Below are 23,406 nucleotides of genomic sequence, written 5' to 3' on the forward strand. Positions count from 1 at the left end.
CGTCAGAACCAGGCCACCAGTTCTGCCGCGACCGCGCGCCCGACCTGGGTGCGGTTGCGCACGTCGGTCACTTCGCCATGGCCGCCGCCGAACAGGTTGGCGCCCGTCAGCGACAATTCCAGTCCCGGGCGCAGCCTCCACGCATAGCGCATGTCGGCGGCGGTGTAGGCCGGCACGTCCGGGTTGGAGGCGCTGGCCACACGGCGCACCGCCACGTCGAACTCGCGCGTATCCGCCAGCTGCCAGCTGGAACGTAGCGAGGCCGTGTACGCCGGATCGGCATCCATGCGCTGCAAGGCCCTGCCGAAGTCCCTGATGCCCGGCTTGAGCCAGGAGTCCTGGTGCTGCGCATACACGGCGGCGCTCACGCGCCAGGCCTGCGTGGCCTGCCAGCTGGCCCACGCCTCCACGCCGCGCGTGGCAGCCATCATGTTGTTGGCGTAGAAAAATTGACGCTTGCCCGGAACCTGCTCTTGCGTGCGCAGCTTATCGTACAAGGCGCGGTACAGGTTCACCGAATACAGCAAGCGCTCGCCGGCCTTGCCGCGATAGCCCACTTCGAATACGCGCGCCGTCTCGGACTGGAAATTCGGACCGCCTATCAGCAGGAACGGCGGCACGCCGGGCACCACCGGATCGCGGTCCTGGCGCGACGGCGCGCGCACCGTGCGCGACGCCGCAGCCCACAGCAAGCTCTCCGGCGTCGCCTTCCATGCCAGGCGCGCATTGGGCAGAAACTCATTGCCGGTGTAGTCGTTGCGCTCGGCGCGCAGGCCCAGCGTGAGGCGCAGCGTATCGGTCAGCGTGATGTCGTCCTGCGCGAACAAGCTGGTCCAATTCGCATTCTGTCTGGCGGGCAGGAAGCCGAAGTAGACGCTGTTCTCGAGCCGGTCGCGCGCATGGCGGTACTGGCCCCCGATTGCCAGCGCGTGGCGTCCGACGGGCGCCGGCGTGTACTGCGCCTGCAGGTCGAGTATGTCCAGCTTCTCGCTGACAAAGGGCGGAATCTCGCGTTCGGTGCGGTCGTAATAGGCTTGCACGCTGACGCTGCCGCCCGCGTCGAGCTGCCGCGTCCAGCGCGCCAGCAGGTTGCCGCCGCCGGTCACCACATTACCCAGCGGGACCACCGTGCCCGTGACAACGTTGCCAGGCTGGGGCTGCCCGCCGCGCGCACGGTAGACATCCCCCTGCGCGGTGAACCTGTCGTCGCCCGCCTTCCAGTCCGCGCGCAAGCCGGCCTGCGTCTTGTGGCGGGCGTCGTCCAGTTCTGTTCCGTTGGCCGTCTCGGTATTGCGCATGACGAAGCTTTTTCCGTACACGCGATAGGCGCCGTTCTCGCCGAGTGCGCCGCCATAGCGCACGGTCGCATCGGAGCGCTGGTTGCCTGCGCCGGCCGCCACGCGTCCCCCCTGAGTCGCGGCGGCGCTCTTGGTGATGACGTTGATGACGCCATTGACGGCGTTGGTTCCCCACAAGGTGCCGCCCGGCCCGCTCACCACTTCGATGCGTTCGATGTCGTCCAGCGGCACGTCCTGCGCGTCCCAGAACACGCCGGCGAACAGCGGCGTGTACACCGAGCGGCCGTCGACCAGCACCAGCAGCTTGTTCCTGTCGCCGGCAAAGCCGCGCGCGGTCACGGTGTAGCCACCGCTGCTAATTTGCATCACTTGCAGATTGGGAGCCAGACGCAGGGCTTCAACCAGGCTGGCGGCGCCGGAACGGCGTATGTCGCCGGAAGAAATGACGTAGACGGCGGCAGGCGCATCGGCCACGCTTTCTTCGCGTTTGGAAACGGAGGTGATGCGGATACTGCCAAGTTCTTCCAGCGACATGCTGGCGAACTTGTCCTGAACAACGGTTGCCAGGGCGGAGAGGGTCTGCAGGCCAAGCACTGCACCGGTGAAACAGCTTTTCAAGGCCATAAGCACACTCCCGCGATTGAAACATTGTCTACAATCATACCCGCTTTAAGAATGCTTGCGATATGCGTTTTTTTTATATAATGCGCGACATGACGCCACAAATTCAAGCTTTCTTCGACGCCGCCACGTCCACCGTCACCTACGTCGTGTACGACGCCGACGGCGGCGACTGCGCCGTCATCGATTCGGTGCTCGATTATGATCCGAAGTCCGGCCGCACGTCCACCCGCTCGGCCGACCTGGTGGTCGACTTCGTGCGCGCGCACGGCCTGCGCACGGCATGGCTGCTGGAGACGCACGCGCATGCCGACCACTTGTCCGGCGCGTCTTATCTGCAACAGGAACTGGGCGGGCCCATCGCCATCGGCGCTGAAATCCGCACCGTGCAGAACGCCTTCTCGCACGTCTACAACTGCAAGGACGGCCACAACCTGGATGGCTCCCGCTTCGACCACCTGTTCGCGGCGGACGAGGAGTTCCGCATCGGCGCCCTGCAGGCGCGGGCGCTGCACGTGCCGGGCCACACGCCGGCCGACATCGCCTACCAGGTGGGCGACGCGGTCTTCGTCGGCGATACCATGTTCATGCCCGACGTGGGCACGGCGCGCTGCGACTTCCCCGGAGGGAGCGCGAGCACGCTGTACAAATCGGTGCAGCGCCTGCTGGCGCTGCCGCCGGAAACGCGGCTGTTCATGTGCCACGACTATCCGCCGGCCCAGCGCGAGGCGCGCTGGGAAGTGACGGTGGCCGAACAGCGCGCCGCCAACATCCATATCCGCGACGGCGTCGGCGAGCGGGAATTTGTCGACATGCGCACCGCGCGCGACGCGACGCTGCAGATGCCGGTGCTGATCCTGCCTGCCATCCAGGTCAACATCAGCGCCGGCCACCTGCCCGAGCCGGAAGACAACGGCGTGCGCTACCTGAAGATACCGCTGAACGCCATCTAAGCTTTCGCTTCCTTTATTTCTCGATCACCGGGGCGCGCCCCAGCGGCTGCTCCATATTGGCCAGGAACCAGGACAGCGTGGACATCACCGCCACGTGGCGGCGCAGGTTTTCCGGATCCACCTTGTCCAGCGTGTCGGCCGGCGTGTGGTGGTAGTGGAAGTAGCTGGCGGTGTCCACGTGCGGCTGGAACAGCGGCACGCCGTCCTTCTCCAGCAAGTACAGGTCGGCCGCGCCGACGTGGTCGCGCCGCGTGAACACGCCAGCGCCCATAGGCTGCAGCGCCGCCTGCACCGGCGCGAAGTACTTCTCCGCCTTCGGCTCGATACTGCCCATGATGCCGAACGGCCGGCCGCCGCCGCTGTCGCTTTCCATCGCCGCGAACTGCTTCACGATATTGCCCTTGTTGGCGTCGTGGTAGGCGCTGCCGCCGCGCGTGCCGTTCTCCTCGTTCATCCACGCGATCATGCGGATGGTGCGGCGCGGCTTCAGGTTCAGCGCCTTCAGCGTCTGCAGCACGCCCATGGCGCCGGCCACGCCGGTGCCGTCGTCATGGGCGCCGGTGGCCAGGTCCCACGAATCGAGGTGGCCGGAAACGATTACGATCTCGTCCGCCTTGTCGGTGCCGGGCAGGTCGGCGATGACGTTGAAGCTGTCCGCGTCGGGCAGGTTTTGCGGCGTCAGCGTCAAGCGCATCTTGACCGGACCGCGCTTCGACAGGCGGCTGATCAGCATCGCGTCTTCGGCCGTCACGGCGGCCGCCGGAATGCGGTCGGCCGCCGTCAGGGCGGTCGCACCGGTGTGGGCGATACGGTAGTCCGCGCCGCCCACCGAGCGCACCAGTACCGCTGCGGCGCCCATCTGCGAGGCCACTTTCGGGCCGTTGGTGCGGAAATTGGAACCGTGGCCGTAGGCCGGGCCGGCCAAGCCGCGGTCGGCCATTTCCTGGTCGAACTTCACGTCGAACAGCACGATGGCGTTCTTGACCTCGGCCGCGCGCACTTTCAATTCATCGAAATCGCGCACCACGACCACCGGCGCGGTGAGGCCGGCGGCGGGCGTGGCGCTCGATCCGCCCAGCGCGGTCAGCACCACGCGCTGGCTCAAGCCGGCCGGGCGGCCCGCATAGTCCACCAGCTCGGCCGTCTCGGCGCCGCGCACCCAGTGCGGCACTTTCACCGGCTGCAGCGTGACGGTGGCGCCCAGCTTGCGCATCGCCTCGGCCACCTGCTGCACGGCCGCCGCCGCGCCGGGGGAACCGGACAGGCGCGGGCCGATCAGGTCCGTCATGTCGGCCAGGCGTTCGTAGGCGTAGTCACTTTTCATCGCTGCGTCGCGGATTTGCCCCAGGGTGGCGGGGTCGTTGGCTGGGGCGGCGATCGCGCCGGCGCTCAGCATGCAGCTCATCAAAACGGTCAAAACGGTTTTCATGCGGGTCCTATGGTTCGGGTTAACAATAAGGACGCAAACGATAACGTATTTAATAACGTTGCGCAGCAGTTTTTGGCCTTAAACTAGGCGTTCCACCTTCTTCCGGAAGCAGCCATGCTTAAAGGACAATTGTGCACGGTGCGCCACCTGCTCACCGCAGACCTGAATACCTTCATCGCGCTGGCCAACGACCTGCCCTCGCGCGGCGATTACTTTTCGTCGCAGTTCAAGTCGCCCGAAACCATGCGCAAGGAATTCATGCAGAACGGATTCGTCACCGAGGACAGCGAGTTGTTCGTGGTGGAGGACCAGTCGCACCACATCGTCGGCGTCATCACGCATTTCAAGAGCCGCACGCCGACCAGCCGGGAAATCGGCTACCGCCTGCTCGAACCGGCGCTCGCCGGGCGCGGCTACATGAGCGAAGCGACGCAACTGCTAGTCGATTACCTGTTTAAAGTGCATGTCTGGCACCGGCTGGAGCTGCTGATGGCGCCCGCGAACGCCGGTTCGGTGCGCATCGCGCAAAAATGCGGCTTCAGCGAGGAAGGCACGCTGCGGCAGGCCTTCTTCATCAACGGACGTTATCAGGATGTCAGGATCTACAGCCTGCTGCGCCCGGAGTGGGAGCGCGGCAGGTGAGCGGCGGCGCCGTCGGCCGTGCTTACATGCCCGTTGTTACATACCCGTCCGCTTTGTAAGAATGTGTATATTCGTTCCGTGCGCGCGGCGGACCGGACTATAGTGACACCCATACGACGGCGACACGACCATCCCGGTCCGGGCCGAGCAGAGGGGAACACCATGCTGATCAAAAAATTCCTGGGCGCGGTTGCAGTGCTGGCCACCGTTGCCGCCTCGTCTTCCGCCATGGCCGCGGGCGACCGTGACTTCAACACCGCCGCCGGCGCCGTCATCGGCGCGGCCATCGGCAGCCAGAACGGCTCGGGCGGCGCGGTGGTCGGCGGCCTGGTTGGCGCGGCGGTCGGAAATAGCCTGAGCACCGGCCGCCACCACGGCGGCGGCACATATGTGTCGACCCGCGTCTACGCGCCGGCCCCGGTGTATTACGAGCCTGCGCCGCAGCCGGTGTACTACGCTGCCCCGCAGCCGGTCTACTACGCCCCTGCGCCGCGCTATTACCAGGAGCCTGCCGTGGTCTACGTGGAACCGGCCCGCCCTTACTACTATCGCGACTACCGCCATGGCGACGGCTACTACCATGACCGCGGGCACGGCCACGGCCGGGGCCACGGTCACGGCTACCGCTAATCCCCGCCAGCCCTCCTCAACGGCCTGACGCCCTCGCGGCGCAGGCCGTTTTTCACGTCCCCCCGCTAGCTTTCCGCAACGGCATGCCGCCGTGCGGGGAGCATCATGACAGCAAGCGACAGCATCATCACCCTTGAACTGGGCCATTACCGCCTGCGCGAGCAAATAGGCGGCTCCGCTTATGGCGTCATCTGGCGCGCAGAGGGACCGCGCGGCACCCGCGACGTGGCGCTCAAGCTGATCAACGAAGCGCAAATGGCGCGCGCCCTGCCGCCGCAGCGCGAACGCTGGATCGCCAGCGCCTCGAACGAGATCACCTTCCTGCAGCGCCTGGAGCCCTGGGACGAGCGGCATATCGTGCGGCTGCTGGACAGCGGCTGGCACAACGGCCTGCCGGTGCTGGCGCTCGAATTGCTGAACTGCGACCTGGGACGCCACATGAAAACCCTGCGCAGCCAGCGCGCACCGCTGCCGTTGGGGCGCCTGCTGGCGTGGATGGCGCAGCTGAACCAGGCACTTGCCAAGGTGCACCAGTACGGCTGGCGCTACCTCGACCTGAAACCGGCCAACGTCCTGGTCGACGCGCAGCTGGGCAGCGTCAAGCTGGCGGACTTCGGCACCAACCGTCGCCTGGACGCGCTCAACGCGCATTCCTATGCCGGCACCGCCAACTGGCAGGCGCCGGAACAGTTCTTCCCGGCGGACGGCGGCTACGTCACTGGCACGCATAGCGATTATTTCGCTCTTGGCGCCCTGTTCTACTTCATGGCCACAGGTGCGCAACTGCGCTACTGCGGCGACTGCGCGCAGGCCTACCGCGAGCATCACACGGCAGGCGCGGACGTGCTGCTGCGCCGGCACGGCGGCTTGCCGGCAATTCTGCAGGCCGACGAGGAAGCCCTCTTCGTGCGCGCCATCCGCGCAGTGGGCGCTCCAGGGGCTGCAGGTTCCGGCGGCCCGGCCTTGGCGGACGAGCGCCCGGATTCCTGCCGCGCCTCCGCAGGGCAAGCCGCGGATGCCGCGCTGCGTCTGCTGCGCCAGTTGCTCGCCGCCGAACCGGACGCGCGGCCGCGCCATGCCATCGACATCAGCCGGCAGCTCACTGCCATCGGCGCCGCAGCCGGGCTGGAAGTGGCACTGCCGCTACGCAGCGTGGCAGCATGATGCGCAGCCGTCTCTTCTCAGCCACGGCCACGCTGCTGCTCTTGCTGACAGCATTGCAGGCATGGAGCCTCCTGCGCGCACCGGCAGCATGGTTTCCCGCCGCCATTGAAGTCCGGCTTGACCGCGGCGAAACGATCACGCTGGGCACGCGCGACCTGGCTGCACCGTCAGCCGACCGCGCGCATCTGCAATTGCGGCGCGATGCCGGCGGCGCCTGGCTGCTGCGCAACCTGAGTACAGGGAGGCCGGTGATCCTCTACAGCGGCGACGACGAACAGCGCATGGGCAGCGCGCCGCTGGCCGGCTTGCGCCAGTTTCAGATCGGCGCAACAGTCTTCGCTGCCCCGCCCCAAAACGGCGGCCGGGCCCGGTTCGGCGCAAGCGACACTCAGTTCAGCTTCGGCGGCGGAACATGGCGCTACGACGGCGCCACGCTGTACCGCAACGGACAGGCCCTGCCCTCCTGCCCGGACGCGCATGCCGCCTCGCAACTGGTGGCGCTGTGGAATCGCGCCGTGCCGCGCGCGTGGACGGTGGCCCGTCCGCTCATCTTCGGCGGCAACCTCCATTGCGGCAACCGCTTGGGCTTGCCCGGCGTGGATCCCGGCGCAGCCATCCTGGCACGCCGCGCCGGGCAGTTGCAACTCAGCGCCGGCAACCAGGACGGCGGCCACACCGCGCTGCGCATTACCGGCATAGCCAGCAGCAGCCCTGCCATTCCCGACAGCATCGCCAGCATCAACCCGCAGCCCGCCGACTTGCGGCAGCAAGAACAGCCCCTGGCAGAGATCACCGCCTTCAGTGTCGGGCGCACGCGTTACCAGATTGCTCCGGACACCGCCGGCAGCAGCATCAAACTGCTACCGGCGCGCCACGTTGCGCTGTTCACGGCGCCGGATGCGCGTCTGGGACCGCATCTGGGCTGGCAATGGCAGCAGCGGGAATTGTGGAACCTCCGGCCGGCGCCGCTCGTCCTCGCCCTGCTGGCAGTTGCCATCTTCGCCCTGGCAATCGCTGGTGCCGCACAGGGGCGCGGCGCCGACGCCGTTCCGCCCGCTCAGGGCTCCACCTCCGCATCCAGCTCCGGCGCCAGTCCCCGCACCGCCCGGGTGCAAGGGACATGGGGAGTAGTGCGCAACGGGACGATGGCTGCAACGGATCCCACAGCAATGGCCCTCGCGTCGGCAGCGCTGCTGGCGGCTGGCGTGGCCGCAGTGCTGGCGCAGCGCGGCGGGCAGCCGGCCAGCGCAGCATGCTCATTACTGCTCGGCGCAGCCGGCCTTGCGCTGTGGCTGATCGCGCCCAAACGCCTGCCGCTGCCGGTCGCCGCCGCGCTGGTCCTGCTGGCGGCGGGCCTGCTGGCGCAACTGGAGCTGGGCCTGGGCGCGGGCGAGTCTTCCTGGCTGCGCTACTACCAGAAAAGCACCGCCCTGCTGGCCGCCGGCAGCGGCGCGGGTGGGCTGTGGCACTGCTGGAACCGCACTGCACGGGGCATCACTCCCCAGCGCACCATCGAATGGCTGCTCGCCATCGTCGCCGCCGCTGCCCTGGCGGCGCTGGCCGCGCAAGTGCTGTGGGGCGACGAAACCGGCGTGTTCGACTTGCAGCCCGTGGAACTGGCCAAACTGGCCCTCACCGCCCTCACCGCCCACTGCCTCGCCCTGCGCATGGGCTGGAACGATCCCGGCTACCGCCAGCACGGCCAGGCCGCACGCCTGCTGCAACTGGCCGCGCCCGCACTGCTATTTCTCTTCCTGCTCGGCCTGGCCCTGATCCAGGTGGACGACTACTCGCCGCTGATCCTGCTGCTGGTGTGGAGCTTGTCGATGGCCTTCTCCTACGCCATGGCCGCGCACAAGCGCGCCATGGCGGCAGGCTTGGCCGCCATGGCGCTGGCGGCGGTGGCCGGCATCGCCATGGTGCGTGGCGCCGGTGCCGACGGCATGGCGCAATGGCCGCTGGCCGGCGGCTTCTATGCCGACCGCTTCCAGGTCTGGCTGGCGCCCTCCGCCCATCCGCACACCGGCCAGCAACTGCTGCTCGGCGCGCGCGCCATCGCCGACGGCGGCTGGCTGGGCGCCGACAGCATGCTCGGCCTGCGCTCGCTGGGCATGTCCGCCGGCGGCGCCGTCAACATCCCCGCCGTGCAAGACGACTTCGCCCCGTCCTTCTTCCTGAACCGCCACGGCCTGCTCGGCGCGATGCTGCTGTGGGCCGGGCAAGCGGCGCTGGTGGCCGGCATGCTGCACCTGGCCGGCCGCGCCTGTGCGGCCGCCGCGCAGGCACGCGACTTCCGCCATGCCTGGCTGGGCCGCTTCCGCTATTTCGCCCTGTGCGGCGGCGCCGCCTTCGTGCTTGGCCATCTGCTGCTCTCCTGGGGCACCAATCTCGCCATCTTCCCCATCATGGGCCAGCCCATGAGTTTCCTGTCCGCCGGCGGCAGCCACCTGCTGTTTTTCCTCTGCCCCCTGCTAGCTTTCTGTGCGGTCAGCGCGCAATCATTAGAGGAGAACCTGTCATGCCGATCTACGTCCAACACGAAGTCCTAGGCCGGATTCCGGATGTCTTCAACGCCGAAGCCATCTGGCAGGCACCGGGACTGGCGCTGTTTTCGCGCCGGCCGCTGCTGCGCGACCTGCTCGAACGCTGCCCGCGCGAACATCGCGGACGGTCGGCCACGCGCTGTTTTTCCCACGTGACGCTGATGCTGCCGCAGGAGGAAGTCGACGACGACTACCACCTCACGCGCGGCAACCGCGCGCGCGAACTGGCGCGGACGCTGACGGCATTGCATCAGAAAGACTTCGGCGACCTGCTCGGCAGCGATCAGGTGCGCTACGACGTGCTGGGCAAGGAGGAGCTGGCGCCAGGCGAAGTGGAAGTGCGCTTCGGCCACGCGGTCTATCTGCCGGCGCCGGACGAGAAAGCGCTGTTCAACGTCAGCGTATCGCGCGACAGCGCAGTATGGAAGCCGGTTTGCCCGGTCTATCCCGGCCAGCGCCTGGCGCTGATAGGCGGCAGCGAAGCCAGCGCAAGCTATATCGCCAGCGGCTGGCCCTTCGGCGACGACGGCGCCATCCTGCTGCTGAACGACGGACCGGACGCGCAGCCGGTGGTGCAGATGCGCCCCAAGGACGCCTTCGACTGCAGCTTCGACGCCAGCCATGGCCACTACGTCATCAAGTCCCGTCGCGGCGTCGACGCGCAAGGCGGCAGCGCGCGCCTTCTGCTGAAGATCACCCGCAGCAGCTCCGCGCCGCCCGTGCGCACCGTGCCACTGCCCGAGTTCAGCGCCGCGCCCATACCCGTCCCCGCAACCGACACCCAAGGCACAGGCGCTGGGCGCCCTGCCGCACAACCGCGAGCGGCAGCGGCAATGCCAGGCAGGCCGCAAACGCCGGCGCGGCCGGCGCACGCCGGCAGCGGCCCCTCCGTCTGGCAGACGCGCCCCAACGACAGGCCATCGCTTGAAGACCTGACCGCCGTACCGCTGCCTGCCAGCTGCCGCCCAGCCGCGCGCGGCGGAGAAACCGATGCGACCTATGCGCCCGTATTGCAGCGCCAGCGCGTCAGCCTGGTGGCGCTGGCCTTGCCGCGCCTGAGCCGCTACCGCGACACCGGCGCCACCTCGCTCGAAATTCCGTTCAGCCGCGCGCTCGGCCTGAACGCCGATCCCGCCGCCGACAAAGCCATCAGCTTCCTGGTCGACGCCAGCGATGAGCTGTATGCGTGCACCGACGGCGGCCGCCAGCGCATCAGCGCGCCGGCCAGCTTCACCCCGGTCGACGCACGCGCCATCCGGCTGCTGGCGCCGCCGCCCGAGATGGCGGAACGCTATTGCGCAACCTTGTGCCTGGCGCAACCCGTCGGCACGACGGTCGCCGGCGGCGCGCGCTTCAATTTCGGCCGCGGTTCGCCGGCGCTGGCCTGCCTGCGCGTGCTCGACTCGCCGCGCTTCCTGCGCAGCGGCGACGGCGGCGGCGCCAGCGCCGACCGCATCGGGCTGTCGCGCAACGCCTTCAGCTTCGAAGCGGCTGTGCAGGGCTACCGGATCAGCCGCCTGTCCGCCACGCAAGCGCTGTACCACCTCGACGAGCACCTGCAGTTTGTGTCCAGCATCGCCGATGCGGGAGCGGACGCACCATACCTGCTGCCGGCTGGCCACCATCTCGTCGCCGGCCACTACGTGCTGCGCTTCGAGGCGTGAGCGCAGCCATGCGACCCGAACTATACCTCGGCGCCTGCGCCATCCTGGGCGGCCTGGCCATCACCCTGGTGCTGGCCTCCTGGCTCACGCCGCACGCGTGGTGGCGGCGTCCCACCGCGCGCAACCTGTTCATCGTCTGCGCCGGCACCTGGGCTTTCGGCAGCCTGATACTGAACTTCGCCATCGCCCCGCCGCCGCACACGGCGCAGGCAGGCTTGCCCGGCGCCTTCTCGCCGCGTCCGGTGGCATTGGCGGCAATGCCTGCCGCAACGTCCGCAGCAAGGTCCACGGCGCCGTCCACCGTAAAGTCCACGGCCGCGGCGGCGGCGCCACGCTCCTACCGCGTCCACCGCGACCTGAACCTGCGCGCAGCCGCCAGCGTGGAAGCGCCGCGCCTCGCCTTGGTGCCCGCCGGCGCCAGCGTCACCCCCACCGGCCTCCGTTCCGGCGACTGGTGGCAAGTACGCACACTTGCAGATGGCAAGCCTGATACCGGATGGGTAAGCAGCCTGTGGCTGCGGCGCGCAGCAGAATGAGCCGAAGCGAAAGCGGCGCCGGGTGCGCCGCCCGCATTTCGGCTAAGCTGCCCTATACCCCGCCAACAAGGCCACCATGTCATCTCCGCGCGCCACGCTCAATTTCGGTCCCCATCTCGACATCGCCGCCCGCAGCGCCGCCAGCGCCAGCAACAGCCACGTGCTCGAAAACCAGGACAATTTCGTGCTGGTCGACAGCAGCGGACGGGCCGTCATCATGCACGCCGAAATCGAGCGTGCGCTGCAGTTGCCCAACTGGCCGCAGGGCCATGTGCGGCTGGCGGTGCTGGACGGCATGGGCGGCCACGGCTACGGACGCCAGGCCGCCGAGGCGGTCGCCGCAGGCCTGTTGCGCATGCCCGCCTGCGCCACGCTGGAGGCGCTGACGGCGCATCTGGACGCGTTGCACGCCCATTTGCAAGCGCAATTCAGCTCGCCGAGCGACAAGGGCAAGGCACACCGTCCCGGCACCACGCTCACGCTGCTCGAGCTGCCTCCGCAACAGGCGCCTCTGCTCTACCATGTCGGCGACTCGCGGCTGTACGAGATCACGGCGGAGCGCGCGCTCTCTCTCACGATCGACCATGTGCCGGCCACCGTCTGCGCCATGCATGGCCTGTTGGGCGCACAAGAGTGGTGGCAGCAGGTGCACGGCGAGCATCGGCCGCAGATCGCGCAAGCCTTCATCCTCGGCAACGCCTTCGCCGATCCGCAGCATCTCGACGACGCGCTGTGCGCGCTGGACGAGGCGCGCCTGCCCGCCTTCCTGCAGCCGCTGGCCGACCGCCGCGCGCTGGCCGTGCGCAGCGACGCGGTCTACCTGCTGGCCACCGACGGCTTCTGGGCCTGCCGCCGGCCGCAGGAATGGATCGCGCAATGGCCGCAGCTGCTTGGCCGCCTGGACAGCGCCGGCGGCGCCATCGACATGCTGTTCGGCGCCTACCGCGGCGCGCCGCCGTCCGGCCTCCTGCTTGACAACCTGACAGCGATCGCGCTGCGTTTCCCGGCCGCGCCGGCAGGCTGCAATGATGATGAAACGGCACTGCCCCAGGCGCGTTCGCAATCATTTTGACAACAGGGCTGTTGCATCGATGGCGCAGCCGCCTGACGCGGCGCAAAAAATGCCGGGCGACATCGCCACGGACGGGCAAAAGCGCGTAAGCTCTTGTTTATGCCGCCGGTCCTGAATCCATGAAAAAATGCAGCAATACTGACCACCCGCACTGCACCTTCTGGGTCATGCCCGGCGAGGATGCCTGCGCCGGTGGCCATGCGCAGTCTGCAGCCGCGCCCACCAGCTACGACATGCTGAGTGCCTTGCGCAGCGCCCGTGCCGCCGCCCCGGCTGCGGCGCACGATGTCGTCCATGGCCGGGCCCACGGCGACACCGGTCCCGCGCCCGCCTACCAGCCGGCGCGCGCGCGTCCGCAGCTGCACATCAGCGGCTTCGATCCGCGCGCGGCAGGCGGCCGCCAGACCCTGAAAATGGAATTGCGCGGCATGCCGGAAGACTGCGCGCCGCAACTGGCTATTCATCTGCAATCCGAATTGATACCGAACGGCGCCTCGCGCCAGCAGTTCGTGCGCGCCGCCGACGGCAGCTGGCGCCCGGCTTTTATCGAATTCACATCGAAGAACAAGGAACACGGCCAATACCAGATCAGCGCCGAAGTGCTGAGCCAGCACGCCGGCTTGGCCACGCGCCGCTGGGAGTCCGTCTTCGTCATCCTGGTGCCGCGCCTGGACGCCACGCTGACCGAAATCCACCGCATCTTCCTCAGCACGCACAAGAATGTGCGCGTGCTGGCCGACGATGCCTCGATCGCGCGCCTCAACGTGCATGGGGGCATCCAGGGCGGGCATCACCTGGACATCGACGTCACCGCGCGCAACGCGGGCATCGCCCACGTCAACCTGGAAGCGCCACAGGGCAAAGTGGACATGGGCTTCTCGACCATCGCCTGGGACGAGGACCTGATCGAAATCGCCATGCCGCGCAGCGAGCCTGTGCACCCGCACCCGTCCTTCTCCGCCAGCTTCGTCAACGCCGCGCCGGAAGCGGGCGCACAGCGCCAGATCCGCCTGTTCGCGCTGGACGAATGCGCGCTGGGCCGCTTCGAGCTGGTCGATCCGGAAGCGGACGTGCTGCTGCACCATTTTGCCGACGCCGGCCCGGACGCCAGCGGCCTGACGCGCCGCCTGTCCGGCCGCCACGCCGTGATCCGCCGCGCCGCGCAGGGCGGATTCGACATTGAAGACGTGTCGCGCTACGGCCTGCTGCTGGACGGGGTATGGCCGGGCAAGCACAAGCCGGTACGGCTGCGCCAGGGCATGCGCATCGAACTGAGCGCCAGCATCAAGGGCATCGTGGTGCTGCAGGTGTCTGCCATCATGCCGCACGGCGTGGTTCTGCACCGGCTGGACCAGGGCGCGCAGGCCGAATGCTTCCTCCTGCTTGCGCCGAACTGCCATCCCGGTTACCCGATGCCGGCCTTCCAGGCCACGCCGCAAGCGGCGGCGCTGCCGCTGATCGTCCACCACGACGGCGGCTTCTGGCACCTGGACGCGCTCACCGGCAAGGAGACCGCGCTGGCGCCCGCCACGTCGCTGGAAAAACTGAGCCGCGTACCGCGCCTGACCCGCTTCGCCAGCGAACCTTACCCGGAGAGCTGGATCATCCGCACCGGCGCGCAAGACCTGCACAGCACCGTCACCGCAAGCGATATGCATACGGCCTGAGCTGGGCCGAGCTTACGGCTTATGGCCCCCGCCTGCGCGGGCACGGCACGGCGCGTCAGAGCGGCTGCGGCTCCTTGTCGGCCGGCCGCTTGGGCAAGGGAATGCGTTCGGTTTCGCCGGGCACCTGGGCGAAACGCTGCGCTTCCCAGTCCTCGCCCGCCTGCACCACGCGTTCCTTGCGCGAGGACACAAAATTCCAGAACATGAAGCGGCGGCCATCCAGCGGCTCGCCGCCGATCACCACGAATTGCGCGGCCGATCTGGCCAGCACGCGCTGCGCGCTGCGGGTATCCAATAGCGCCATGGTGTGCAGCGCCAGCGGGGAGCCGTCGATTTCAAGCTCGCCGCTGATCGGGTAGATCGCCGCCTCCGCAGGCAAGCCGGCCAGGCCGATCTCCTGGTCAGCCTGCAGCGCCACGTCCAGGTACAAAGTCTGGCTGTAGGTCTTCACCGGCGAAGTTTTGCCGAAAGCGGTGCCGATCAGCACGCGCACACTGGCGCCGTCCACCTGGAACGATGGAATGGCCGCCGACGGCGTGTGCTCGAAGCATGGCTCGTCCTCCTCGTGCGCCACCGGCAGCGCCACCCACAGCTGCAGGCCATGCGTACGGTGCGGCTGGCCCACCAGGTCTTTTGGCGTGCGTTCGGAATGCACGATGCCCTTCCCCGACGTCATCAGGTTGATCGCGCCCGGTTCTATGCGCTGGAAAGTACCCAGGCTGTCGCGGTGGTCCATCGCGCCTTCGAACAGATAGGTCACCGTGGCCAAGCCGATATGCGGGTGCGGCCGCACGTCATGGTCCGCATCCGGCGCCACGTCGATGGGGCCGAAATGGTCGAAAAAGATGAAGGGACCGACCGCCTGCTTGACCGCCGACGGCAAATAGCGGCGCACCACGAAGCCGCCGCCCAGGTCCTTCTCGTGGCCCTTCAACACATTGGAAATAGTCATGGCGGCTTATCCCAGCACGGTGCTGATTTCGGTCGTCACGGCCGTCATCAGTTTATGGATCGGGCATTTCTGCGCGACGGACAGCAATTCGGCGCGCTGCGCCTCGCTCAAGTCGCCCGTCAGGTGGACCGTGGCGGCCAGCCGGTACACGCCTGTGCGCTCCTCGCTGTCGTCGCGCTCCGTGGTCACTTCCACGTTCTCCAGCGGATAGCCTTTGCGCTTGGCAAACCAGACCACGGTAAGCGCCTTGCAGGCGCTGATGGCCGCGTCATACAGGTCGTGCGGCGAAGGGCCCGCGTCGTTGCCGCCTTCCTCTATCGTGCCGTCGACCGAAATCAGGTGGTTGCGCACGTGCGCAATATGGCGCATCGGCAGCGACTGGTCACGGATAACTTTAATGCTCATGGGTCTTCCTTGGTGCATAGGTCTTGGAAGCCACAATGTACACCGTTTGCCGCGCCTTCGCCTATCCCATTAGAAAGCGAATCTCATGACATAGCTCAAACCTGCGCCGCTTATGGCTGGCAATCGGCGCTTGCGCTTCTTACAGTCTAAAGGTACTGAAAAAAACCGGAGACTATCATGAGCGAGATTGGCGGTGCGATCGACCTGGGGAAGATACCCGAAAACGAATTCGATCCCGAGCTCGGCCTGCGCGTGGCCGTGGTGCGCGAAGGCGCAGTGCTGGGCTCCACAGTGGTGAAAGCGGGCAAGCGCCGTGAGCCGATACGTTTCGCGGTGCAGTTTGAACCGCCCTTCCTGCCCGGTTCCCGCCTGCCCTGCCCGGTGCGCCTGCTGGTCGGGCCGGACGTCGGCGACCAGGAACTGATGGGCATGGACACACTGCAGGTGATGGTGGACCTGCCGCCGAAAGACACGCAACCCGGCGCCTCGGCGGAGACGGGCCCCGGCGCCGGCGACGAAGCGGCAACCGAGGCCGCCAACGAGGCTGAAAACGCCGGCGACTTCCACGTCGACGTCGGCACGCTGGAAGTGGCCATCTCCCTCTACCATTGCTGGCTGTTCTGCTGCCGCAGCTACACCATCCGCGGCCGCGTGGTGTGCCGCCACTGGCAGTACAATCCGGCCACCGGACAGTGGAGCTTCTGCGACGCGCCGGTGCCCGGCGCCACGGTCGAGGCCTACGACGTGGACCGCATCTTCATCTGGTACTTCCGCGACCTGATCAAGTCGGCCGTCACCGACGTCAATGGCAACTTCGTCATCCAGTTCCGCTGGTGCTGCCTGCGCTGGCGTCCCTGGCTGCTGCAGAACTGGGGCATCGACTATGAACTGTTCAGCCAACTCCAGGAGCTGCTGGCCAAGGCCGGCCTGCGCCTGCCAGCCCTGCCGCCCGGCAACGGGCCGGACCCGCTCTACCTGCAGCAGATCGCCGCGCAAGCGGTGTCCCTGTCCAGGAACCGCAGGCTGCAAGCGCCCGGCGTGGTCGACGAACCCATGTCGGCCGAGTCGCTGCTGGCGGTGCTGCCGCCGTCGCCGGAGCTGGCCGCGCTGCATATCTGGCCCTGGTGGGACCGCAACGATTGCGCGCCGGACGTGGTGTTCCGCGTGACCCAGCAGTGCAGCGACCAGCTGCGCGTGATCCGCAACGAAGCCAACGCGCAGATCCGATGGGACATCCCGACCAATCTGCACGTCACCTTGCTGGCCAACAGCCAGGCCTGCTGCCTGCCATCCTGTTTCGACCCCGAGTGCCCCGAATGCCTGAAAGTGACCTTCGTCGGCTGCGTCGCGACCGAACAGCTGGGCGTGACGGCAGGCCCGCCGGATTTGCGCGGGTATGCCTACACGGCGCCGACGCTGGACCGCCCTTTCTACGGCTCGCTGCAGATGCGCGGCGGCGCAGGTGCCGATGTCGACTACTTCAAGGTGCAAGTCTCGCGCGACGGCGGGCCGTGGAGCGACCTCGCGGTGCCCGCCTTCGACGGCTTCTCGCGCAGCTACTGGGACGGCAGCACGGCCGTGGTCGCTCCGGCGCCCGCATTCACGCCCATCCTGAAAAACGGCCAGACCGTGATGGTCACGCGCAAACACTACGAGGATCTGCATCCTGCCATTCCGCGCTTCGGCGGCGCCGTCATCTGGTACGACTACGACACCCTGTTCTACTTCGACACGCTGGCCAACCCCGGCCTGACGCCGGACGCGCTGTACCAGCTGCGCTTCGTCGGCTATTCGGCCGATGCGGCGGACAACCTTGTGCTGTCGAGTGAACGCATCCTGCCGGGCTGCGGCCAGCAGACCACGGAGTCGGTCTACATCCGCATCGACAACCAGGCCATGGTCCATGCCATGCCGACCGCGCTCCATCCCTGCGGGCCGGGCACGGTACACGACTGCACCAGCGAGCCGGATTGCTATATCCGCGACATCTGCGTCAACGAGGGCACGGCCGGCCAGTACTGCATCAGCGCCTGCGACATGGTGCGGCTGTCCGCCAACGACACGCTGACGGTGCACTTCAGCGTCACCGTGCCGCCCACGGTGCAGGACGGCCACCTGGACGCCTACACGCTGACGGCCGAATACGGCGTGGCGCAGACGTTCGACATCGGCACCGGCGTGCACGGCACCTTCAGCCCGGACCCGACCTTCGAAGTCGGCCCGACCTATCAGGAGGCGCTGCTGCAGGGTTCGCCCCGTCCGCACTGGTACGGCGGCCATTACAAGGTGACGCTGCGCGGCACCGACTTCGATCGCTGCTGCGCCTACATCCTGCGTTTGCGGGCGTGGAAGCGCACGGCCAACTGCAGCCATCCGAGCAACGTCCACCACAACGAGTTCGAAGTCGCCTTTACAATACTGCGGCCGGAACTGTGTCCCGATGTTTGCCCCGAACCGAACGGGCAACGGGACTAGGCGCTGCCATGGCGGGCGCCTGGTACGAATTGCTGCTGGCCCTGCTCGCGGTCTGGCGCGTGACGCACCTGCTGCACCGCGAGGACGGACCGTGGGATGTCATGGCTCATTTGCGGGAGTGGGCCGGCGAAGGCTTCCTGGGACGGATGATGGACTGTTTTTACTGCCTGAGCCTGTGGGTCGCGCTGCCGCCGTCGCTCATGCTGAGCACCGGCTGGCAGCACTTCGTACTGCTGTGGCCCGCGCTGTCGGCCGCCGCGATCATGGTCGAGCGCGCGCGCGGCGCGCTGCGCCGGGAGGAGGATTGATATGGGATGCTGCGGAAGCAAGCGCCAGCAGGTGGTGCAGAAGATTCAAGCGGCGCGCGGCGGGCCGGCCGGCGAGCAGTCCGGTGTGCAGGGACGCTGGGCGGCACGCATGGCGGCCGGCGTGCCCTTCGCCACGCCGGCCACCGCATCGCCAGCGCAGATGCAGCGCGCCGCGCCGACTGGCGTGCCTTTCATTTATGACGGCCTGCCCGAGCTGGTGGTGACCGGCAGCGCAACCGGCCGCCGCTACCGCTTCGCCGCGCGCGGCGCCCGCCTCATGGTCGATGCGCTGGACGCCCCCTCCATGCGCAAGACGCCAAAGCTGCGCTGCCTGGCGTAGGGCGGGTTAGGAAGCGCCCGCCGACGTAAGCCGCCCGGACCGGCCCGCGCGGGCAATGGCGGCTTACGCGAGCTTGCGCGCCACGCGGAAGCCGACGATGTCGTTCGCCAGCACCGCCGAGTAACCGTTGCGCAGCGCCGAGCGCAGATAGCGCGGCTGGTAGAGCCACGACCCGCCGCGCAGCACGCGCCGCACCGGGTCGCCGCCCTGCTCCCACGCGCCGCCATCGTTGGGCGCGCCATCGTAATTGTCGTGCACCACGTCCTGGGTCCATTCCCACACATTGCCGTGCATGTCGAACAGCCCCCACGGATTCGGCTGAAAGGCGCTGACCTTGGTCGTGCCGTGCCGGAACTCGCCCTTGACGCCATTGTTATAGGTAAAATTGCCATCGTAGTTGGCCATCTCCGTACTGATCTCGTCGCCGAAACTGAAGGCCGTGTGCGTGCCCGCGCGGCAGGCGTACTCCCATTCCGCCTCGCTCGGCAGACGGTAAGTCTGCCCGGTTTTCCCGGACAGCCAGGCCAGATACTTCTGCGCGTCGTTCCAGCTCACGCCCACCACAGGATGTTCATCGCCCTGTTTGAATCCCGGCGAAGCCCAGTCCGTGTCCGACATCGACTCCCAGCCGGTCGCCCGCACGAACTGGCGCCACTGGCCCACCGTCACCGGAAAGCGTCCCATGGCAAACGAGTAATCGATACCCACCCAGTGCTGCGGCGTCTCCCGATCCAGCCAGGACTTCTGCGAACCCGCCTTCATCGCGATACCGCGCTCGTACTCCGACGAGCCCATCTGGAAACGCCCGGTCGGTATCAGCACCAGGTCCGGCCCAACCCCGTTACCGTCCACAAAGCGGTCGCGCAGCACGCCGTTAGGGTCCGCCACCGGGCTGCCGGGCGTGGGCATCAGCGCCGCCAGCTCGGCCGCGTTGCGCTGCGCCTGCTCCTTGCGGTGGCGCTCCTGCTCCGCGCGATAGGCCGCCTCGGCCTTCAGTTGAGCGGCCTTGCGCTGCTGCTCCTCCTGCGCCTGGCGCGCCTTCAGCGCGTCGGCCTCGCGCCGCGCAAGCAGCTGCTCGCGCAAGCGCGCCTTGCGCTCTTTGGCCGCCTCCTCCGCCTCGACGCGCTGCTTGCGTTCCAGTTCGCGCCGCTGCTGGTCCAGCTTTGCTTTCTCGATGGCCGCCGCCTGCGCCTCGGCCTGGCGGCGCCCGGCCAGTTCGGCCTGGCGTTTCTGCTCCACCGCGCGGGCCTGCTCGGCGCGCGCCGCTTGTTCCCGCTGCTGCTCCTTGGCGCGCTGGCGTTCGCGCTCCTGCCGCTCCGCCGCCTGCGCCGCCAGCTCTTCCTCGCCAGGGCCGGCCGCCTGCTGCAAGGCGTCCAGCAGCTCCGTCACCGACTGCGGCCGCTGGTCCCGCGCATAGGCGAAACCGCGCTGCAGCACCTGCCATTCCACCTGGTTCAGCGCGGCGGGTGCGGACGGCAGGAACTGCGCATTGCGGCTATCGTCAAACGGCAGGCGCCCTTCGAGCAGCTGGTAGATCATCACCGCCACCGCATACACGTCCAGCTGCGGGCTGGGCTGACGCTGGCTGGCGCCCGCTTCCGGCGCACGGTAGCCGGTGGTGCCCGCGTTCGGCGTCTGCAGGCCCAGGCTGCTGCCCGCATTGCGCGCCCGCGTCGCAATGCCGAAGTCCAGCAGCTTGACCTCGCCCTTCTGCGTCAGGAATACGTTGCCGGGCTTGATGTCGCGGTGCACCAGCTTGTACTTGTCCCACGCGTAGTCCAGCGCATGCGCCAGCGGCCGCAGCAAGGTCTGGATCTGGTCCGGCGTGGCGTGGCCGTGGGCGGCCAGCCAGTCGTCCAGGTCCTGCCCGTCCAGGCACTCCATGATGATGAAGTAGCTCGACGTGGCGGGGTCTTGCGCCCATTCATACACCCGCACGATGTTCTCGTGCGCCAGGCGGCGCGCCTGCGTCGCCTCCTCGATCAGCAGCTTGGCATGGGTGGCGCTCTGCGTCAGTTGCGGCGGCAGTATCTTCAGCGCCACCTGGTCGCTATGTCCCAACTCCTCGTGCGTGGCCAGATCCGTCGCGCGCCACACCTGGCCCATGCCGCCCAGGCCTATCAGCCGCTCCAGCCGGTAGCGGCGGTTTTGCGGGCCGATCTCCTGGCCGGCCATCAGGCCCAGCTCCGTACCCTGTCTTAATTGTATCGGTGCCGCAGTCGTTGCGGCAGGCGCAGCACTGCCTCCCAGCGGCGAATACTCGGCGTCCAGGATAGCGTTTTTGCGGCGGTCGAACTCCTGCAGGCTCAGTAAGCCGTCGTCGTGCAAAGCGCGCAGTTCGCGTATCTTGTCTCTTGCTGTTTGCATCGTCACGCTTATAGAGGTACGCCGCATTCGGCGCAAAATTTCGCGTTCGGCCGGTCGTCCGGAACCTGGTGGCCGTTGACGCAGTACCTGTGCCGATGGATGTGCACCGGCGCCCCCGCCTGCGCCACGCCCACTCCGAGCTGCATCTGCGAGCTGAGGGCGTTGGCGTGGGTGGCGTTCTGCAGCGTCAGGAGATCAAGCTGATGCTGCTTGTCCTTCTGCTCCTGCGCGTCGCGATGGGCGCGCTCCTGCGCCACTTGCTCCTGCATCATGCGCATCGCATCGGCCGGGCTGACGCTGTTTTCCGCCTGCACCACCGCGGCCATGGCCTGGATCTGTTCCGGGCTCATACCCGCGCGGACCTGCTCCTTCATCACCTGCGCCAGCGCGGCGGCATTCGGCGCGGCAGCCATGGCGACCTTGCCGGTGTCGCTCAGGTGGCCGATGGTTTCAACCCGCGCGATGTCGATGCGCGCCAGCTCTGCCGCGTGCGCTTGCTGCGCCAGCAGCGTGTCGTAATCGCCCTTCCAGCGCGCGAATTTCTCTTCGCGCTCATGCTCCATCTTTTTGAGCTCGCGCTGCCAGTCGGCTTCCTGCTCGCGCTGCTTCAGCGCCAGGCGCTGCTCGTCCACCGCCAGCTGGTCCAGCATGGCTTGCTTGTTCAGCGTCTGCGCCTGGCGCTGCTGCGCGCCGTCCGCCTCGATGGTGCGCAGCAGCTTCTCGTACTGGGCCACGGCGTCCGCGGTGGCGCCTTCGCGCCGCATCCGGTCCAGCTTCTGGTTGACCTCCGCCACCTGCACGGTGTTCTCGGCGTCCTTCACCGCTTCGCCGCGCAGCAGCGCGCGCTGGTGCGCCAGCTGCTGCTGGTCCTGCCATTCCTGCACGCGCTCGGCCTCGCGCTTGCGCGCGGCGTTTTCCAGCGCCACACCGTGGAAGCGCGCCTTTTGATGCTCGGCCTCGAGTTCCACTTCGCGCTGCTGCGCGTCCGCTTCGCTCTTGCGCAAGCGCAGCAGTTGCGCGCGGCGGTGCGCCTCGTCCTCGATCAGCAGCGCCTGCGCCACCTGGTTCTGGATCTGCTGCAGGTGCAGTTGATGGGAGAAGCGCTGCTGCGCCAGTTGCCGCTGTTCCAGCGCGGCCTGCTGCGCCAGTTCCAGTTCGGTGCGCATCTTGATCTGTGCCAGCTGGCGCACATGCTCCCAGTCGGCCACGTCGCCGGCACGGCCGGCCTGCTTCTTCGCCAGCTCGTGTTCCAGCTCGATCAGCGCCGCGCCGGCACCCCGGTCGAAGGCATGGCGGCGGGTTTTCGATTCGATGATGCGGCCGTACAGATCCACTTCGCGCGCGCGGATCGCCTGCACGCGCTCGGCCTCCTGCTGCGCCAGTTCCGCCTTCTCCACGGCGGCATCCTGGCGCAGTTCGGCGCGGCGGAAGTCGCTGCGGATCTTCTGCTCTTCGCGGAAGATGGCCTGCCATTCCTCCTCGTTGTACAACTCATCGAGCTGCTTGACGTGCTCCAGCTGCACATGGCGCTCGTCGGCCACCAGCCACAGGGAGCCGATGCGGTCGCGGTTATGGTCGAATTTATCGTGCCGCAGCGCCAGCGTTTCCACTTGCGCCACCGCCAGGCCGAATTCCGCGAGGCGCAGCTTCAGCGCGGCTTGCAGGCGCTCGTCGAGTTGCGGGCGCAGGTCCGGGTTGTTGCTCATGTCGCGGATGGAGCGGCCGCCGATGAATTCGGCCGCCACCTGGCGCACCGAAGACGCAAGCAGGTCGTGCAGGTGCAAGGTCGTGACCGTGCCCGGCACGGTCATGAAATGCTGGGCGAAAGCGGCCACGTTTTCCACCTTGATGCCGGCCGTGAAACGAGCCGACACTTTCAAGTGCTCGGCGGTGTGCAAGTCGCTGAACGAGAACTCCACCGGCAGCGGCGTGGTGCGGGTGATCAGGATTTCGGCATGCTGGTCGCGCAGCAGATGGTTCAGGCGCGTGAAGAAGCCTTCGAGTTCGTATTCCCCCTGCGGCACTTCGGTCGCCCTGTCGGCCTGCAGGATGTAGGCGCGGGTGGTGGCCGGCACGCGCAGGGTCTTGTTGAAGATGCCGGACAGCTGGCGAACGCTGAAATAGACGGCCAGTTCATCGCTGGCGGGGATCCAGCGGTTGTCGCGCAGCACAGGCTCATTGCGCGGCGCACCGAGGATCACGCCGCAGTTCGTGCAGTAACCCAGGCCGGCGCCATTTTTATGCTCGCAGCGCGGGCATTTGACGCCGCCAAAACCAAACATTCGGAACATGTCGAACTCCTTGTTAGCCTTATCTATTCCAACATCCCCAGCCGCCCCG

Annotated in this window: 18 protein-coding genes; 12 read left to right on the forward strand and 6 right to left on the reverse strand. The window is 67.7% G+C overall.

Going from position 1 to position 23,406, the window contains the following annotated elements; translation table 11 throughout:
- Nucleotides 1–2: 2 nt before the first annotated feature.
- Nucleotides 3–1,922 carry a TonB-dependent receptor plug domain-containing protein gene (locus ACSQ8Y_RS11670; protein WP_436266631.1) on the reverse strand — a complete coding sequence of 640 codons (1,920 nt, stop codon included), beginning with the start codon at nucleotides 1,920–1,922 and terminating at the stop codon, nucleotides 3–5.
- Between the two features lie 89 nt (nucleotides 1,923–2,011).
- Between ACSQ8Y_RS11670 and ACSQ8Y_RS11675 the strand changes: the two genes are divergently transcribed.
- A complete protein-coding gene (locus ACSQ8Y_RS11675) occupies nucleotides 2,012–2,872 on the forward strand; it encodes an MBL fold metallo-hydrolase (protein ID WP_436266632.1) in 861 nt (286 codons plus the stop codon).
- A 13-nt stretch (nucleotides 2,873–2,885) separates the two neighbouring features.
- On the opposite strand, the gene ACSQ8Y_RS11680 is transcribed toward ACSQ8Y_RS11675, so the two are convergent.
- Nucleotides 2,886–4,301: a M20/M25/M40 family metallo-hydrolase gene (locus ACSQ8Y_RS11680; RefSeq protein ID WP_436266633.1), complete on the reverse strand. Its 1,416-nt coding sequence runs from the start codon at nucleotides 4,299–4,301 to the stop codon at nucleotides 2,886–2,888.
- Nucleotides 4,302–4,415: 114 nt separating this feature from the next.
- Between ACSQ8Y_RS11680 and ACSQ8Y_RS11685 the strand changes: the two genes are divergently transcribed.
- The 8 genes from ACSQ8Y_RS11685 to ACSQ8Y_RS11720 all read left to right on the forward strand — a co-directional run bounded on the left by ACSQ8Y_RS11685 (nucleotide 4,416) and on the right by ACSQ8Y_RS11720 (nucleotide 14,219).
- Nucleotides 4,416–4,943 carry a GNAT family N-acetyltransferase gene (locus tag ACSQ8Y_RS11685; RefSeq protein ID WP_436266634.1) on the forward strand — a complete coding sequence of 176 codons (528 nt, stop codon included), beginning with the start codon at nucleotides 4,416–4,418 and terminating at the stop codon, nucleotides 4,941–4,943.
- Nucleotides 4,944–5,105: 162 nt separating this feature from the next.
- A complete protein-coding gene (locus ACSQ8Y_RS11690; protein ID WP_436266635.1) occupies nucleotides 5,106–5,573 on the forward strand; it encodes a hypothetical protein in 468 nt (155 codons plus the stop codon).
- A 105-nt stretch (nucleotides 5,574–5,678) separates the two neighbouring features.
- A complete protein-coding gene (locus tag ACSQ8Y_RS11695; protein WP_436266636.1) occupies nucleotides 5,679–6,737 on the forward strand; it encodes a serine/threonine-protein kinase in 1,059 nt (352 codons plus the stop codon).
- Nucleotides 6,734–9,286 (forward strand): FtsW/RodA/SpoVE family cell cycle protein, encoded by a 2,553-nt coding sequence (locus ACSQ8Y_RS11700; protein WP_436266637.1) that lies wholly within the window; start codon nucleotides 6,734–6,736, stop codon nucleotides 9,284–9,286. The genes ACSQ8Y_RS11695 and ACSQ8Y_RS11700 overlap by 4 nt, the downstream gene beginning before the upstream one ends.
- Nucleotides 9,256–10,944 (forward strand): hypothetical protein, encoded by a 1,689-nt coding sequence (locus ACSQ8Y_RS11705; protein WP_436266638.1) that lies wholly within the window; start codon nucleotides 9,256–9,258, stop codon nucleotides 10,942–10,944. The genes ACSQ8Y_RS11700 and ACSQ8Y_RS11705 overlap by 31 nt, the downstream gene beginning before the upstream one ends.
- An 8-nt stretch (nucleotides 10,945–10,952) precedes the next feature.
- On the forward strand, nucleotides 10,953–11,480 hold the full coding sequence (locus ACSQ8Y_RS11710) for an SH3 domain-containing protein (protein WP_436266639.1): 528 nt from the start codon (nucleotides 10,953–10,955) through the stop codon (nucleotides 11,478–11,480).
- Nucleotides 11,481–11,556: 76 nt separating this feature from the next.
- Entirely contained in the window at nucleotides 11,557–12,552 is a 996-nt protein-coding gene (locus ACSQ8Y_RS11715; RefSeq protein WP_436266640.1) for a PP2C family protein-serine/threonine phosphatase, read from the forward strand.
- 119 nt (nucleotides 12,553–12,671) lie between these two features.
- Nucleotides 12,672–14,219 (forward strand): FHA domain-containing protein, encoded by a 1,548-nt coding sequence (locus ACSQ8Y_RS11720; RefSeq protein WP_436266641.1) that lies wholly within the window; start codon nucleotides 12,672–12,674, stop codon nucleotides 14,217–14,219.
- Nucleotides 14,220–14,274: 55 nt separating this feature from the next.
- Here the strand turns inward: ACSQ8Y_RS11720 and ACSQ8Y_RS11725 are convergent, their stop codons facing one another.
- Together ACSQ8Y_RS11725 and ACSQ8Y_RS11730 are read right to left on the reverse strand one after the other, a co-directional pair.
- Complete coding sequence (locus ACSQ8Y_RS11725; protein WP_436266642.1) at nucleotides 14,275–15,171, reverse strand: pirin family protein; 897 nt, start codon at nucleotides 15,169–15,171, stop codon at nucleotides 14,275–14,277.
- A gap of 6 nt (nucleotides 15,172–15,177) precedes the next feature.
- Nucleotides 15,178–15,576: an OsmC family protein gene (locus ACSQ8Y_RS11730; protein ID WP_436266643.1), complete on the reverse strand. Its 399-nt coding sequence runs from the start codon at nucleotides 15,574–15,576 to the stop codon at nucleotides 15,178–15,180.
- Nucleotides 15,577–15,753: 177 nt separating this feature from the next.
- On the opposite strand from ACSQ8Y_RS11730, the gene ACSQ8Y_RS11735 reads away from it, so the two are divergent.
- Genes ACSQ8Y_RS11735 through ACSQ8Y_RS11745 form a run of 3 tightly spaced genes read left to right on the forward strand, consistent with a single transcriptional unit; the run spans nucleotide 15,754 to nucleotide 18,699 of the window.
- Nucleotides 15,754–18,051, forward strand: a complete 2,298-nt coding sequence (locus tag ACSQ8Y_RS11735) for a hypothetical protein (protein ID WP_436266644.1) — start codon at nucleotides 15,754–15,756, stop codon at nucleotides 18,049–18,051.
- Between the two features lie 8 nt (nucleotides 18,052–18,059).
- Nucleotides 18,060–18,359 (forward strand): hypothetical protein, encoded by a 300-nt coding sequence (locus ACSQ8Y_RS11740; protein WP_436266645.1) that lies wholly within the window; start codon nucleotides 18,060–18,062, stop codon nucleotides 18,357–18,359.
- Nucleotide 18,360: 1 nt separating this feature from the next.
- Nucleotides 18,361–18,699 carry a hypothetical protein gene (locus ACSQ8Y_RS11745; RefSeq protein WP_436266646.1) on the forward strand — a complete coding sequence of 113 codons (339 nt, stop codon included), beginning with the start codon at nucleotides 18,361–18,363 and terminating at the stop codon, nucleotides 18,697–18,699.
- A gap of 63 nt (nucleotides 18,700–18,762) precedes the next feature.
- Here the strand turns inward: ACSQ8Y_RS11745 and ACSQ8Y_RS11750 are convergent, their stop codons facing one another.
- Nucleotides 18,763–21,066 (reverse strand): SUMF1/EgtB/PvdO family nonheme iron enzyme, encoded by a 2,304-nt coding sequence (locus ACSQ8Y_RS11750; protein WP_436266647.1) that lies wholly within the window; start codon nucleotides 21,064–21,066, stop codon nucleotides 18,763–18,765.
- 8 nt (nucleotides 21,067–21,074) lie between these two features.
- A complete protein-coding gene (locus ACSQ8Y_RS11755) occupies nucleotides 21,075–23,357 on the reverse strand; it encodes a hypothetical protein (RefSeq protein WP_436266648.1) in 2,283 nt (760 codons plus the stop codon).
- Nucleotides 23,358–23,406 lie beyond the last annotated feature (49 nt).

Origin of the sequence: Pseudoduganella sp. LjRoot289 (genome assembly GCF_964252925.1) — a bacterium.
Lineage (GTDB): Bacteria > Pseudomonadota > Gammaproteobacteria > Burkholderiales > Burkholderiaceae_D > Rugamonas.

Bases quoted from the DNA above. Each gene is read 5' to 3' on its own strand.
- ACSQ8Y_RS11690 (WP_436266635.1), top strand. From the start codon at position 5,106: ATGCTGATCAAAAAATTCCTGGGCGCGGTTGCAGTGCTGGCCACCGTT.
- ACSQ8Y_RS11685 (WP_436266634.1), top strand. From the start codon at position 4,416: ATGCTTAAAGGACAATTGTGCACGGTGCGCCACCTGCTCACCGCAGAC.
- ACSQ8Y_RS11740 (WP_436266645.1), top strand. From the start codon at position 18,060: ATGGCGGGCGCCTGGTACGAATTGCTGCTGGCCCTGCTCGCGGTCTGG.
- ACSQ8Y_RS11755 (WP_436266648.1), bottom strand. From the start codon at position 23,357: ATGTTCCGAATGTTTGGTTTTGGCGGCGTCAAATGCCCGCGCTGCGAG.
- ACSQ8Y_RS11715 (WP_436266640.1), top strand. From the start codon at position 11,557: ATGTCATCTCCGCGCGCCACGCTCAATTTCGGTCCCCATCTCGACATC.
- ACSQ8Y_RS11745 (WP_436266646.1), top strand. From the start codon at position 18,361: ATGGGATGCTGCGGAAGCAAGCGCCAGCAGGTGGTGCAGAAGATTCAA.
- ACSQ8Y_RS11710 (WP_436266639.1), top strand. From the start codon at position 10,953: ATGCGACCCGAACTATACCTCGGCGCCTGCGCCATCCTGGGCGGCCTG.
- ACSQ8Y_RS11705 (WP_436266638.1), top strand. From the start codon at position 9,256: ATGCCGATCTACGTCCAACACGAAGTCCTAGGCCGGATTCCGGATGTC.
- ACSQ8Y_RS11735 (WP_436266644.1), top strand. From the start codon at position 15,754: ATGAGCGAGATTGGCGGTGCGATCGACCTGGGGAAGATACCCGAAAAC.
- ACSQ8Y_RS11730 (WP_436266643.1), bottom strand. From the start codon at position 15,576: ATGAGCATTAAAGTTATCCGTGACCAGTCGCTGCCGATGCGCCATATT.
- ACSQ8Y_RS11750 (WP_436266647.1), bottom strand. From the start codon at position 21,066: ATGCAAACAGCAAGAGACAAGATACGCGAACTGCGCGCTTTGCACGAC.
- ACSQ8Y_RS11680 (WP_436266633.1), bottom strand. From the start codon at position 4,301: ATGAAAACCGTTTTGACCGTTTTGATGAGCTGCATGCTGAGCGCCGGC.
- ACSQ8Y_RS11675 (WP_436266632.1), top strand. From the start codon at position 2,012: ATGACGCCACAAATTCAAGCTTTCTTCGACGCCGCCACGTCCACCGTC.
- ACSQ8Y_RS11720 (WP_436266641.1), top strand. From the start codon at position 12,672: ATGAAAAAATGCAGCAATACTGACCACCCGCACTGCACCTTCTGGGTC.
- ACSQ8Y_RS11670 (WP_436266631.1), bottom strand. From the start codon at position 1,922: ATGGCCTTGAAAAGCTGTTTCACCGGTGCAGTGCTTGGCCTGCAGACC.
- ACSQ8Y_RS11700 (WP_436266637.1), top strand. From the start codon at position 6,734: ATGATGCGCAGCCGTCTCTTCTCAGCCACGGCCACGCTGCTGCTCTTG.
- ACSQ8Y_RS11725 (WP_436266642.1), bottom strand. From the start codon at position 15,171: ATGACTATTTCCAATGTGTTGAAGGGCCACGAGAAGGACCTGGGCGGC.
- ACSQ8Y_RS11695 (WP_436266636.1), top strand. From the start codon at position 5,679: ATGACAGCAAGCGACAGCATCATCACCCTTGAACTGGGCCATTACCGC.